We start from the raw sequence: 13,317 nt of genomic DNA, 5'->3' as shown, positions 1-13,317 counted from the left end.
GGCCTGCCATAGCCCGTATCATATGCTAGAAGGTCAGCAGGTTGTTCTGACCACTAACTCGGTACTGATGACATGGCTCTTCATGGGTTTCAGGCCGAGAATCATTTCCGCAGCCAGTTTACCTTTGGTTCTCTGAGGTTGATGAATGGTTGTCAGACCATAATTTGCTGCGGCTGGAATATCATCAAAACCGGCTATCCGAATGTCTTTGGGCACTTTCAGATTCATTTGTTCACAGGCCCGCAGGGCACAGATGGCGACGGTATCGCTCATGCACAACAGTACCTCCGGACGCGGATAGCACATCAGGCATTCGCGTACTGCCTGGTAGGCGTATTCTTCAGAATTTTCCGGAATGGTCCAGATCCACTCGTCACCCAGGCGATGACCATTGATCTCGCGGATCGCTTTTTGATAACCCTCCAGCCGGCGTCTGGAAATGGAGTTATGGGGATCAAACAGCGTCTGGTTGCTGATCCGGCAGACCGATTGGGTGGGGGCCAGCTTCAGGCCCAGAATAGCAGCTGGTTGTGGCCGGCTGGTAAATGCCTGGTAAGTGATCTGATAAGCCGCCAGTTCGTTGTTGATATGAATAAAAGGCGTATCAGGTAGATCAAAATCCACCGTCACTATTGGTTTTTTGTGTTGTAGCAGCCGGTCAAGCACTTCCGGGTCGCGGGGATTTCCGTACAGCACAAAGCCATCTGCAAATGAGTCAAACTGACGGCTTTCGTAGAACTCCGCCCGGCTTGGTAACAGTAGCAGATTGATATTGGCATTATCGAATGTCTCGGCCAGTCCGGACAGAAAGCGTGAGGCAATCGGATCACTGAAGTTATATTGCAGTCGGTCTGACAACGCCACACCAATGATGCCGCTATTACCCATTTTCAGGCTTCGGGCTGCGGCATTCGGTCCGAAATAGCCGAGCTTGCGGCATTGATCGAGTATGTGAGAACGTAGTTTCGCCGATAATTGATCAGGCCGGTTAAAGGCGTTCGACACGGTAGCGGTCGATACCTTTAACTCTGCTGCGACATCTTTGAGTGTCAGTTTTTTCATTCGCCTAAGATCAAATAGCAACCACCTAGTGCAGGCAGTATTAATTCCCCTGTAGCTTTGTCGAATTGATTTTCGAGGCCGTGACCTGTGAGTTCATCTTTGACGGTTTGCTGCAGGGTCATTTGTTGTTGTTGTCCAGTCAGGTTAATAACCACCAGAATTTTCTCATCACCCTGAGAACGGATGAAGGTCAATACTTCCGGATTGATGGTTAACCAGTCAATGTCACCAGTTACCAACGCCGGATGTTGTTTCCGCCAGCGCAGAAAGTTTTGTACGAATCGCAGGCTTGATTGCGGCTGTTGCTGCTGAGTCGCCGGATTACGTGCCAGATGGGGCGGATAAATCGGCAGCCAGGGTTTGGGATTACTGGAGAAACCTCCTGTCTCATCCCAGATCATCGGCACCCGGCATCCGTCCCGACCTTTGAACTTGGGCCAGAATTCGATGCCAAAGGGATCCTGAAGATCTTCAAATGCAACATCCGCCTCTTCCAGCGCCAACTCCTCGCCCTGGTAGATACAGGCGCTGCCACGCAGGCTTAACAGAAAACTCAGGCTGGCTTTGGCAAAAGCATCCTGATCCAGTCCATGTCCCCAGCGTGTCACACTGCGCACCATGTCGTGATTGCTGAGTGAAAAACATGGCCAGCCATCGCCCAGATGGTCTTTGATCGATTGCTGTACGGTACGGATATACTCGGCGCTGTGTTCATCGCGCAGCAGTTCAAAGGTATAGGCGGAATTCAGTTTGTCACCGCCGGAGGTGTACTGCGCCATGACCTTAAGGCCTTCAGGAGCACCGATTTCACCAACGGTAAAGCGATCTCCCAGGTACTGATTCATCAGTGACCGTAGCCGTTTCAGGAACTCAAGGTTTTCCGGCTGGGAAACCTGTCGGGTGTGATATTGACGGCTGAATGGGTTTAACGGATCTGCACCGATGAACTGTTGCCAGGGTTCGGTCTTGGGTGGATTGTCACGTAACTGTGCGTCGTGCACATAATAATTGGCTGTGTCCAGGCGGAAGCCGTCGACACCCAGATCCAGCCAGAATCTGGCGATATCCAGAATGGCATCCTGCACTTCGCGATTATGGAAGTTGAGGTCCGGCTGGCTGGCCAGAAAGTTGTGTTGATAATACTGCTGACGGGTGGTATCCCACTGCCAGGCGGGTCCTCCAAACATGCTCAGCCAGTTATTCGGTGCGGTGCCATCCGGTTTTGGGTCTGCCCAGACAAACCAGTCGGCTTTAGGGTTATCAAGACTTGAGCGACTTTCTTTGAACCATTCGTGCTGGTCGGAACAGTGGCTGTACACCTGGTCGATAATGACTTTCAATCCGAGAGCATGAGCCTTATCCATCATTTCCCGGAAGTCAGCCAAAGTACCAAACATCGGATCAACATCTCGGTAGTCAGAAATGTCGTAACCAAAATCTTTCATGGGGGAAGTAAAAAATGGCGACAGCCAGACAGCATCGACACCGAGTTCGGCAATGTAATCCAGATGCTTGATAATACCGGCGATATCGCCAATACCATCACCATTGGCATCGCAAAAGCTACGAGGATAAATTTGATAAATGACAGCACCACGCCACCATTCGTTTACATGACTCATAATCTCTTTACTTCCTGAATTCGAAATTAAAGTAACATCCCTATTACAGCACAAGCATACAGTCCCTGAGAGTTATCGTGACAACAAAGTTGTCAAATGTGACCCCACAGTGCCAGACATATGCTCCGGCCTGCGGGGTACCTTATCCGGATCAGCCGCCTTTGACAGAACCGGCCAGCAATCCACGTACAAAGAAACGCTGTAAGGAGAAGAACACGATCAGCGGCACAATCATGGTAATGAAGGCCCCACTGGTCAGCAGCTCCCAGTTATTTCCGCGCGATCCGAGCATTTCTTTCAGCTGTGCGGTCATGACCGTTTTATCGTCGGCGATGCCCAGAAACACCAGCGAAACCAGCAGATCATTCCAGACCCAGAGAAATTGAAAGATGGCAAAGGAAGCCAGAGCCGGCACGGATAGTGGCAGCACAATGGTACGGAAAATCTGAAAGTGACTGGCACCATCCATGCGGGCGGATTCCATGATTTCCTTAGGCAGACCGGCCATGTAGTTGCGCAGCAGATAAATTGCCAGTGGCAGACCGAACGCGGTATGGGCCAGCCAGATACCCGGATATGACTTGGCCGGAAAGCCAAAGTACCCCCCTACTTCGTTATACAGCCGTAATACCGGAATCAGCGACATCTGCAACGGAACGACCAGCAGACCCACAACCAGCGCCAGCATGGTGGCACGCCCCTTGAAGTCGATCCACGCCAGCGCATAGGCGGTGAACGCGGCAATCAGAATAGGAATGAACGTGGCCGGCAGGGTAACGGTTGCAGAGTTAACGAATGCCCGGCCGATACCCTCGGACGTCAGCACTTTGTGGTAGTTTTCAAAGGTGAAGCGAGGAGCGTGTTTGGCGACAAAGAACAGCCGTTTGCCCCGCGAGCTGGTAAATGCCTCGCTGCTGCTCAGGGTATATTCCCCGGCGGCTGTAACCAGCAGTGTCTGGCCTTTGCCAATATCAGCCGTTTCACCGGCTTTGTAGGCATCCAATTCATCAGACCGGAAGCCAAAGGTCAGGACTGTGCCCTTGTTATTACCTTCAAAAACAGAGCCGGTGATGATGTAGTGATCACCCTGCTGTTGCTGGTCATCGGCACTTCCCATTCGCACCACATCATTGGATATTTTGGAGCTTAGAGAGGTCCACCAGCCGGAAATGGCGAGTTGATCTTTGTCACGGACAGAGCTGATCAACAGACCCAGAGTTGGAACCGACCAGATCAGCACAAAAAACAACACGGTTGCATGCTTCAGCGCTTTTCCCATTGTCATGCGGTGTAGACCGCCACCCATGATGCTCATATTTCCTCCTTGCGGACGTTGCGAATGTTCCACCACATGATCGGCAGTACTGCCACCATCAGCACAACTGCGATGGCACTACCTCGTCCGGCATCACCGGCACGGAACATGGTATCGAACATCATGTTGGCAATGACCTCTGTATCCCATTGACCATTGGTCATGGCATACACAATATCGAAGACTTTCAGAACGGTGATGGTGATGGTGGTCCAGACCACCAGAATGGTACCCAGCACCTGAGGAATGATGATCTTGAAAAAAATCTGCATTTCATTGGCACCTTCCATGTGTGCAGCTTCGAGAGTTTCTTCCGGAACTCCGCGCATTGCCGCTCCCAAAATGACCATGGCAAAACCCGTCTGAATCCAGATCAGAATGATCATCAAAAATATGTTGTTCCAGAATGGCAGCGTAATCCAGGCTTGAGGTTCCCCTCCCAAACCAACCCAGAAGGCATTCAACAGACCGATCTGTTCAGAATCCGGTCCGCGATAGTCGTACACGAACTTCCAGATGACGCTGGCCGCCAGGAAGGAAATGGCCATAGGCAGAAATATCAGTGTTCTGGCAATCTGACCCCACCAGATACGGTCAGTCAGATAGGCAATCAGCAGGCCCAGGAAGGTGCTCATCGATGGTACGATGATCAACCAGAGAATGTTGTTGCCGATGGACTGCAGAAATTCCTGGTCATGGAAAGCCCAGACGTAGTTGGCCAGTCCGACCCATTCGAAACTACCACGATCCATAAACGAATACTGGACGGTTTTGATAACCGGATAAATCAGGAAAATACTTAGTAACAGTAGTGCTGGACCTACGAAAATCAGGGGTTGCACGATGCTGCGTACACGTTCCCGCCGGTCACGACTGCGATGATCAAGACCCGACGCGGTCGCATAATAATCCAGCAACGCGTTAGCACCATAAAAGAATGCAACACAAACCCCAACAGACAACACAATGGCGGTAGCAGCACCGAACAGTTGCTGTAACACAACCGGCCTCCTAACAAATATGAAATGAATTATGCGGGTTCCGAATACTCGGAACCCTGAAGACTGAAATCAGACCGTTATTTGATCTGATTCCAGCTTTTCTGAATTGCATCAGCGACGGATTTGGCTGAAGCACCGCTGGTGTAGTCAACCATACCGGTCCAGAAAGATCCCGCGCCGATAGCGCCTGGCATCAGGTCAGAACCGTCAAAGCGGAAAGTCGTGGCATTCAGCAGAATATCTCCCATCTTACGGGCGGTATCTGTTGCATAGGCTTCGGTGTTGACGGTTTTCAACGGTGTCAGGAAGCCGGATTGTGCCATCCAGATTTCGTTGGCCAGATTGGTTTTCAGGAAGTCCAGGAAGACCCGGGTTTCTGGAGAATCCTTGGTGATCGCCCATAGAGTACCTGCGCCGAGTACCGGTTTACCCAAGTCTTTACGGGCATAAGCCGGGAAGTAGAAGAAATCGACATCTTCACCCACTTGTGTGCCGTCCGGGAAGAATGAAGGAATGAAGGAAGCCTGACGATGCATATAGCATTTTGGCGGCACGGTAAACAGACCTCTTGGGCTGTCACGGAAATCGGTGGTTGCAACTGCAGCGGCACCGCCATCAACGTATTTGTCATTTTTGGCAAATTCGCCGAACGCTTCAATGGCTTTCACAACGCGAGGATCATTGAACGGAATGGCGTTGGTTACCCATTGGTCGTAAACACCGGGGGGTTGGGTTCTGAGCATCAGGTCTTCAACCCAGTCAGTTGCCGGCCAGCCGGTTGCACCACCGGAACCCAGACCGATACACCATGGAGTACCACCGTCAGCGACGATCTGATCGGACAGTGCCAGCAGCTCCTCCATGGTTTCCGGGACTTCGTAACCTTTTTCATCAAAGTTGTCCGGGGAATACCAGACCAGAGATTTCAGATCCACTTTGTAGAAGAAACCGTACAGTTCTTTTTTGCCATCTTTGTTTTTGTAGGTACCCAGATCAACCCAGGACTGACCCGCTGCATAATTGTCTGCAATCCACTTTTTGGTGTCGTTGCCCAGAGGATACAGATAGCCTTTGGACGCCAGATCGGAAGCGAGACCTGGTTGTGGGAAAATTGCGATGTTGGGAGCACTGCCACCCTGCACATCGATCACGATCTGTTGTTCGAAGCTGTCTGAACCTGCGTAATCGACTTTGGCGCCAGTGGCATCTTCAAAATAGGCGATGACTGAGCTTACCAGAGCTTCGTCCTGCGCCAGCCAGGGACCAAACACGCTGATGGTTTTTCCGGACAGATCCATATTTTCAAATTGTTTCAGATCTTCCCAATGAAACGGGCCTTTGCCTTTTTCAAATTTCAGATCTGCGGCAACGGCACCAGTCGCCGTAGCAGCTGCCAGCGCCACTGCCGTGGCAAGAGTGGTTTTTTTGAGCGACATTCGCAGTACTCCTGTTGTAGTTATTTTTTTGGTTCTTAAATCTTTCAGAGATGGAACTCTGTTCAGATTTAGTTAGCCTAATGTCCATGACACCATGTGTCATTGCTTTGAGACAATACACCTTAAACGTTTAAGGCGGTATTTCAATGAATCATTATTTTTTGTTATTAAAAAATATTTAAAACAAAACCATGACTCAATCTGTTTCTAAAACGTCCAAACCGTCTTAAATTTTCCAGATATCGTGGCTTGGCTCGGCATTTTTAGCAGTAAAAATGATTGCCTGACTCTGATTCAGGTCCACCGCCAGAGAAATGGTCGAATCATTCAATTGCCAGCTTAGAACAAATTCGTGATTAGCTGTACTTTCAAAACTGAATAAACCATTAAACTCGGGCGCTTCATTACGGATGCGGATCAGTTCAAACAGTTTCTGAACAACGGGTTGCTGTATGTGAGCTTCAATATCCTGTTCGGAAAAATAACGACGGTTGATATCCCGGCCGACTTTCGTTGTTGCCAGCAGTTCCATATCGTTTTTGCCGGCCAGCAGTCCCTGGTAATAAACCTGTGGGATGCCCGGAGCAAAAAACTGGATGGCTCTGGCAATCAGATATAACTGGTCATTTTTACCAAGAGCATCATAGAAGCTGCAGTTAACTTGATAAAGATCCAGATTGGAGGCGGCAGCACCGGTTGCAAGACGGCTTTCGCCATTGGAATGGCGGTGAATCTGTTCGACCAGATCATCAATCTGCTGCGGTGCCAGTAATCCGGACCGGCCATTATCGGCACCTACATCGATGACACCGATACCATCGTGAGTATCGAGAACGGTAATGCAGTTGCGAGGAGAAACGTTAAACCATTGCAGTAACGGTGCAGCATCCTTATTGAAAAGCGTATGCAGTACCAGCGGCGGCAGGGCAAAATCGTATACCCGGTCAACCTTCGCGGCGATTTCAATCTGAGTCTGATAATAACTGTGTATTTCTACCAGAACTTCTATATTAAGGGCTCTGGCCTGCTCGGTCAGCTGGGCAATGAAGTCAAACGTTTCCGGTATCATGAAGCATGATGTATCCGGGCGTTTAATTGCATAACCGGTTGCATCCAGTCGGATAGTGGATATGCCGGCCTGATGAAACTCTTTCAGAATATTTAACAGATATTGTTGGCCCTGTTCTGATTCAACATCGATATCAATCTGTTGTGCTGTGAAGGTGGTCCAGAACAGTCGGGTACTTCCATCCGCCAGTTTGATCATACTCCAGGGCAGATTTGGCCGGGGGCGATATATGTTGCAAATCTGTTGCTCTGTCGCACCATTGGGAAAGACAGAACTCATAGTCAAAAACAGTTTATTGAATTCTGATTGTTCACCTTTGGCCAGTACATCCTGGAATTGTGGTGACTCACTGGAAACGTGGTTGACGATCAGATCCACCATCAGTTCTGCCTGACCGGACAGCCGTTTGATATCCTGCCAGTCTCCGAGACGCGGGTCGACCTGAGCATGATTACTGGGGTCAAAACCGGCATCGGCACCATCAAAAGGAGTAAAAAACGGGAGCATGTGAATACCCCCAAATAAGCCCTTGAGAGGACCTGACAAGACTCTCTCTAAAGTTCTGATATCACCTTTGCCCAAACGATCTATATAGGTAATAAGCTGAACCTGGTTTTTCATATTGGTTGTCCGTACCTGTCGAAGATGTCTATGGAAACTGTGTTTCGCTGACAGTGTTATAGTTATTGGCCTGTAATTGAAACAATGCCAACGCCAAGTCTGATCCTCCCAGGCTTTTGATTTGTTTTGCTGGAGCTGGATCTATCAGCTGTGAGCCGGACAGCTGTGCGGCTATTAACTGTTTTTATGCTAAGAAGATGGCGGCAATCTTAAACGTTTAAGTAAAAAGCCTTCAAGCAATTTTTGATGGGTCACGGAATTTTGTATAAAAAGTTGATTCAGGTTAATTGCCGCGTTGCCATTTATAGGCCTTTGCATGACTGCGAGTTCATGCCGGGTAACGGAATATGCAAAGAAGCAAAGGCTATTAGCGGCCTTTCATGAAACCATGTTAGAAAAGCGTCAGTTGAATCCGAACCTGTTGCCCCATAGGTAAGACAATGGTTCGACCGACAACGATGTATTTAATGGAGACATATAATGACTGTTAAAGCAGCAGATATTACCGCACTGATCGGTGATACAGATTTAGTTCGTTTACAGCGATTGCCTGAGGCCGGCAGTGCCGATGTCTATGTGAAGCTGGAATCCAGGAATCCGGGTGGTTCGGTAAAAGACCGCATAGGGCTGGCGATGATTACTGCAGCTGAGGCTTCCGGACAGCTCAAGCCTGGCGGCACAATTATTGAGCCGACATCCGGTAATACCGGGATTGCGCTGGCGCTGGTTGCGGCAGCCAGAGGTTATAAATGTATTCTGACCATGCCAGATACCATGTCGGTGGAGCGTCGCCATCTGCTCACCAGTTACGGTGCAGAGATCGTACTGACACCGGGAAAAGAAGCCATGACAGGGGCGATTAACAAGGCCAAAGAATTATTGGCACAGCACCCTGATGCCTTCATGCCACAGCAGTTTGAGAATCCCGCCAATCCGGAAGTTCACCGGAAAACCACGGCCGAGGAAATCTGGAAAGCCACTGATGGTAACATTGATGCGTTTGTCGCCGGTGTGGGTACCGGAGGAACCATCAGTGGGGTGGCTTCCGTGATCAAGTCGCGTAACAGCGCGTTTCAGGCTATTGCCGTAGAGCCGGAAGAATCACCGGTCATTTCCGGTGGTACTCACAGTCCTCATAAAATTCAGGGTATCGGTGCCGGTTTCATACCTGCGAACCTGGCAGTTGAGCTGCTTGATGGTGTTGAAAAGGTGAATACTGCTGATGCGTTCGCGATGCGTGAACGATTGGTTAAGGAGGAAGGTATTTTTGGAGGCATTTCCGCCGGGGCAAATGTGGCAGCGGCATTGCGGGTGGCCAAGAAACTGGGAGCAGGTAAAACCGTCGTGACGGTGATCTGTGATACCGGTGAACGCTATCTGAGTATGTCGGTATAAATCTGTTTATCCTGAATGCCTGAAACGGCAGAGGAGACCGGTTTGGGTCTTCTCTGTCACTCCCACTCCTCTCGGTGTATATCTTCCGTACTTTCACCTCTTTCTGCTTTCGGTAACACCTGTTGGTTGCCGTGTATTGTTGTCAGGGCAATCAAAGCGGTCGTTTCAGCATATCGTCATGTTGGATTGTTAGTCTTCCTGCACTTTCCTTCTGACAGAGATGTATGGATATGCCTATTATTTCGCGACGTCGTTTTTTACAGCTCAGTGCCCACGCGGCTGGCAGTATTTATGTCACTTATGCGTTTGTTGGTTGTGCCCCGCAGGATGATGACGATGACAGCGCTCCAGCAACCCCCTCTGAAGCACTGGGACGTGGAACATTTGAGCATGGAGTTGCCTCCGGGGATCCGCTCAGTGACAGCGTGATTCTGTGGACCCGCGTGACGCCCGAAAATCCCGCAACAACAGCCGTTGTGGTTGAGTGGCAAGTGTATGCGGAAGCCGACACCGCCCAGGTCATTGCACAGGGGCGTGGTGAGGCGAAGCTGGAGAACGATTTTACCGTCAAAGTGGATATCCGGGGCCTGTCTGCTGATACCCGTTATCGTTATCAGTTCCGGACTGCCAACCATGACTCTACCCAGGGGCACACCCGCACGCTGCCTTCAGGTTCTGCCAGTCAGCTGAAAATGGCGGTGTTATCCTGTTCAAACTACCCGGCCGGTTACTTTCATGTCTATCAGTCTGTGGCGCAGATCGAAGATCTGGATCTGGTGCTGCATCTGGGTGACTATATTTACGAATATGGTGCGGATGGTTATGCCACTGACGATGCCGAAGCAATGGGGCGTGTTCCCCAACCGGCTGGTGATCTGGTCAGTCTTGAGGATTATCGTACCCGTTACGCTCAATATCGGACGGATACCGACTTACAGCAGGCACATGCCAAAACCCCGTTTATCCTGGTCTGGGATGACCACGAAGTTGCCAATGACTCCTGGAAAGCCGGAGCCGAAAACCACAGCATTGAACAAGGCGATTATATGGATCGCAGAGCGGCTGCCTTTAAAGCCTATTTTGAATGGTTGCCGATTCGACCGGTCAATGCCGACAGTGATTCCCTGATGGAGCCCACCAGTATTTACCGTCAGTTTGTCTGGGGCGATCTGGTCAATCTGTTAATGCTGGATACGCGCCATGAAGCCAGGGATCAGCAGCTGGATCTGACGAGTTTTTACGATCCCGCCACCCAGGGCATCAATACCACTGCGTTGTCTGCCGCGATTAACAATGAAGAGCGGCAGTTGTTGGGCAGCACTCAGCTGGACTGGTTACAAAATGCCATGTCTGCGTCCAAATGTACCTGGCAGATTCTGGGTCAACAGATTCTGATGGGCCGCATGTATCTGCCGTATGCTATCGTGACGCAGGCTATGACGATCTCTGAGTATGCGGAATTGGCACAACTGGCAGTTCTGGCTCAACGTCTGGCGGTTTCAGATCCGTCCTTGACCGCTGAGCAAATCGCCTATGTGCAAGCCAACCAGTCACGCCTGACAGATCAGGTGATGGCGTTACTACAGGCACCCAGTCTCCCGTATAACCTCGATGCCTGGGATGGTTATGGTGCTGAGCGTGAGCGGTTGCTGGCGATTGCCCAAACGCTGAATGTCAAACTGATCAGTCTGGCTGGAGACACTCATAATGCCTGGGCCAGTCGTCTGACTAACGCCAATGGCGAGGTGGTTGGGGTGGAACTGGCAACCGCATCGGTGTCGTCACCGGGATTGGAAGTGTATTTGAATATTGATGCGAGCGACTATGCCGCCACGGAGGCTGGTATCGTCTCCCTGGTGGAAGATCTTCAATACATGAATACCGGTGATCGTGGCTGGTTGCTGTTGAGCATCAGTCATGATGAGGTTGTGGCTGACTGGCAGTTTGTTTCGTCGGTCAAGACTCTGGAGTTTGAGTTACAGAAAGCCCGCCAAAAGCAGCTCAAAGTCACCGCTATACAACCGGATCAGCTTCAGGAGATCGAGTTCTGAGTACCCTGCAAACGAACCGCCGGAGAGGCGGTTCACAACAGCATCATACTGCCTTTTACCAGGTAACTGATGCCAATGATCGCTAATACCGTTGAAGTAATTCTGCGAAACTGACCATCATTCATACGGGCCAGAATCTTCGCGCCATAATGGCTGCCGGCACAGGCCAGTACAATGATGACCGGTAATACCCACCAAGCAATAAAATCAGTCTGCAGGTGACCGATGGCGATACCGGACCAGAAAATCAGTTTGGAGATATGGCCAACCGCCTGGGTTATGGCTTTGGTCGCCAGTACCTGATACCGACTGAGTCTGGAGCGGATAAAAAACAGATCCAGAATGGAACCGGCGACACCTACCAATAGCTGACTGGCTGTTACCAGCAGACCGCACAGCAGCGCGTTGCGAGGCTTACTGACTTCGATGCGAAGTTGCTTGGGGATGATCTGACTGATCAGCGCAACTGAGCCCAGGGCAATAAAAAACCAGGGCTTGGATATCGTTAGTGCAAAGAAGAAAAAACCGATCAGCGTTATCTGACTCCCCATCAAATACCAGCGAAAGATAGACCAGTGTATTTCCCTTCTATGAATCCAAGCCCTGGATAAGTTCGCAACTGTCTGAGTCAGACCATGTACGATCATTGCCTGGGATAGCGGCATGATGATGGCCAAGACGCCCATCAGGATCATGCCTCCACCCATCCCGAGTACTCCTGACAACAAGCTGGTCAGGGCAATCGTTGAGAAGGCAATGAACCACATGGTATGACTCCGTAAGTGCGAGGAACGGGGGTATTCTGCACTCTGGGAATAATCCACAATAGCGAATATTATTAAAGCAATATATTCCAAAGAGGAAAGTTTTGTGTTGGCCAATATTGAAGCATTGATTGCCTTGGACAAACATCAGACTATGAGTGCTGCGGCACTGGCACTGCGAATCAGCCAGTCGGCCATCAGTAAGCGAATTGCATTGCTGGAGCAACAACTGGACGTACAGCTGATTACCAAGCAGGGGCGAAAGGCGGTTTTTACCGAGCAGGGAACGGCCTTCATCAATAAAGTCAGTCCGCTGGTGGCGGACTTGAATCTAATCATCCAGCAACAAAGTCAAACCTCACAACAGCGCTTGAGCATCGGTGTTTCCGAAGCCATATTATCTTCCTGGGGTGGGAATCTGCTGAAAAATGTCAGTGAACAGGTAGAGGGTCTGATGTTTGATATTCACGCACACCGGACACCAACCGTGATCGACAAGATTCAGTCCGGTCATTACCAACTGGGCATTTGTGCCGGCAAGCTCCCGCAAACCCCCGGCCTGGTGGTGGAATTGCTCAATATGGAGCCAATGGTCATCGTGGCCAGAAGCAAAGATCTTGCGCTATTGAAGCAGGAAAGGGAGACAGGTAAAACCATCGATATAATTGGCATTGAGCGCAAATCCAACACCTGGGAATGGTTAAAACCTCTGTTGGCAGAATTTAACCTGCATCAGTCGATGCAGGTGGAGTCTTCTTTTGCGGCGGCACAGCTGGCGATATCCGGGTTTGGCCACGCCCTGGTCCCCCTGGGGGTGGCCAAGGCATTGAATGCCATGTCTTTTGCGCTGATGCCGGATCCTGAACAGCTGTACCGGCCGAGTTTTCTGGTGTGTCGCAAATCGACATTCAATCAACGTGAAGCGCGTAAAGTGGTCACGCAGATTCAATATTTTGCCAGCAAACTTTAGCCAGATACCGA

The 13,317-nt window shown here is 50.3% G+C and carries 10 protein-coding genes; 3 read left to right on the top strand and 7 right to left on the bottom strand.

Annotated features, from left to right (window positions below):
* Positions 1 to 33: 33 nt before the first annotated feature.
* The 6 genes from YC6258_RS01980 to gtfA form a co-directional block, all read right to left on the bottom strand.
* On the bottom strand, positions 34 to 1,062 hold the full coding sequence (locus tag YC6258_RS01980; protein WP_044615562.1) for a LacI family DNA-binding transcriptional regulator: 1,029 nt from the start codon (positions 1,060 to 1,062) through the stop codon (positions 34 to 36).
* Positions 1,059 to 2,684 carry an alpha-glucosidase gene (locus YC6258_RS01975; protein WP_044615561.1) on the bottom strand — a complete coding sequence of 542 codons (1,626 nt, stop codon included), beginning with the start codon at positions 2,682 to 2,684 and terminating at the stop codon, positions 1,059 to 1,061. The genes YC6258_RS01980 and YC6258_RS01975 overlap by 4 nt, the downstream gene beginning before the upstream one ends.
* Positions 2,685 to 2,835: 151 nt before the next feature.
* Positions 2,836 to 3,999, bottom strand: a complete 1,164-nt coding sequence (locus tag YC6258_RS01970; protein ID WP_044615560.1) for a carbohydrate ABC transporter permease — start codon at positions 3,997 to 3,999, stop codon at positions 2,836 to 2,838.
* Positions 3,996 to 5,000 carry a carbohydrate ABC transporter permease gene (locus tag YC6258_RS01965; protein WP_044615559.1) on the bottom strand — a complete coding sequence of 335 codons (1,005 nt, stop codon included), beginning with the start codon at positions 4,998 to 5,000 and terminating at the stop codon, positions 3,996 to 3,998. The genes YC6258_RS01970 and YC6258_RS01965 overlap by 4 nt, the downstream gene beginning before the upstream one ends.
* Before the next feature lie 77 nt (positions 5,001 to 5,077).
* A complete protein-coding gene (locus YC6258_RS01960; RefSeq protein WP_044615558.1) occupies positions 5,078 to 6,436 on the bottom strand; it encodes an ABC transporter substrate-binding protein in 1,359 nt (452 codons plus the stop codon).
* 226 nt (positions 6,437 to 6,662) lie between these two features.
* On the bottom strand, positions 6,663 to 8,126 hold the full coding sequence (gene gtfA, locus YC6258_RS01955) for a sucrose phosphorylase (protein WP_044615557.1): 1,464 nt from the start codon (positions 8,124 to 8,126) through the stop codon (positions 6,663 to 6,665).
* A gap of 480 nt (positions 8,127 to 8,606) precedes the next feature.
* Here gtfA and cysK point away from each other — a divergent pair, with 480 nt between their 5' ends.
* Both cysK and YC6258_RS01945 read left to right on the top strand, forming a co-directional pair.
* Complete coding sequence (gene cysK, locus YC6258_RS01950; protein ID WP_044615556.1) at positions 8,607 to 9,521, top strand: cysteine synthase A; 915 nt, start codon at positions 8,607 to 8,609, stop codon at positions 9,519 to 9,521.
* A gap of 230 nt (positions 9,522 to 9,751) precedes the next feature.
* Complete coding sequence (locus YC6258_RS01945) at positions 9,752 to 11,572, top strand: alkaline phosphatase D family protein (protein ID WP_144407528.1); 1,821 nt, start codon at positions 9,752 to 9,754, stop codon at positions 11,570 to 11,572.
* A 32-nt stretch (positions 11,573 to 11,604) separates the two neighbouring features.
* Here YC6258_RS01945 and YC6258_RS01940 read toward each other — a convergent pair whose 3' ends face one another.
* Positions 11,605 to 12,339: a sulfite exporter TauE/SafE family protein gene (locus YC6258_RS01940; protein WP_044615554.1), complete on the bottom strand. Its 735-nt coding sequence runs from the start codon at positions 12,337 to 12,339 to the stop codon at positions 11,605 to 11,607.
* A gap of 103 nt (positions 12,340 to 12,442) precedes the next feature.
* Between YC6258_RS01940 and YC6258_RS01935 the strand changes: the two genes are divergently transcribed.
* Positions 12,443 to 13,306 carry a LysR family transcriptional regulator gene (locus YC6258_RS01935; RefSeq protein ID WP_044615553.1) on the top strand — a complete coding sequence of 288 codons (864 nt, stop codon included), beginning with the start codon at positions 12,443 to 12,445 and terminating at the stop codon, positions 13,304 to 13,306.
* The last annotated feature ends 11 nt before the right edge of the window (positions 13,307 to 13,317 follow it).

Origin of the sequence: Gynuella sunshinyii YC6258, from assembly GCF_000940805.1 — a bacterium.
GTDB classification, from domain to species: domain Bacteria; phylum Pseudomonadota; class Gammaproteobacteria; order Pseudomonadales; family Natronospirillaceae; genus Gynuella; species Gynuella sunshinyii.
This window is presented reverse-complemented; position numbering and strand designations above follow the sequence as displayed.

Coding starts and splice junctions, on each gene's coding strand:
- YC6258_RS01945 (WP_144407528.1), top strand. CDS start 9,752: ATGCCTATTATTTCGCGACGTCGTTTTTTACAGCTCAGTGCCCACGCG.
- cysK (WP_044615556.1), top strand. CDS start 8,607: ATGACTGTTAAAGCAGCAGATATTACCGCACTGATCGGTGATACAGAT.
- YC6258_RS01975 (WP_044615561.1), bottom strand. CDS start 2,684: ATGAGTCATGTAAACGAATGGTGGCGTGGTGCTGTCATTTATCAAATT.
- YC6258_RS01960 (WP_044615558.1), bottom strand. CDS start 6,436: ATGTCGCTCAAAAAAACCACTCTTGCCACGGCAGTGGCGCTGGCAGCT.
- YC6258_RS01980 (WP_044615562.1), bottom strand. CDS start 1,062: ATGAAAAAACTGACACTCAAAGATGTCGCAGCAGAGTTAAAGGTATCG.
- gtfA (WP_044615557.1), bottom strand. CDS start 8,126: ATGAAAAACCAGGTTCAGCTTATTACCTATATAGATCGTTTGGGCAAA.
- YC6258_RS01970 (WP_044615560.1), bottom strand. CDS start 3,999: ATGAGCATCATGGGTGGCGGTCTACACCGCATGACAATGGGAAAAGCG.
- YC6258_RS01940 (WP_044615554.1), bottom strand. CDS start 12,339: ATGTGGTTCATTGCCTTCTCAACGATTGCCCTGACCAGCTTGTTGTCA.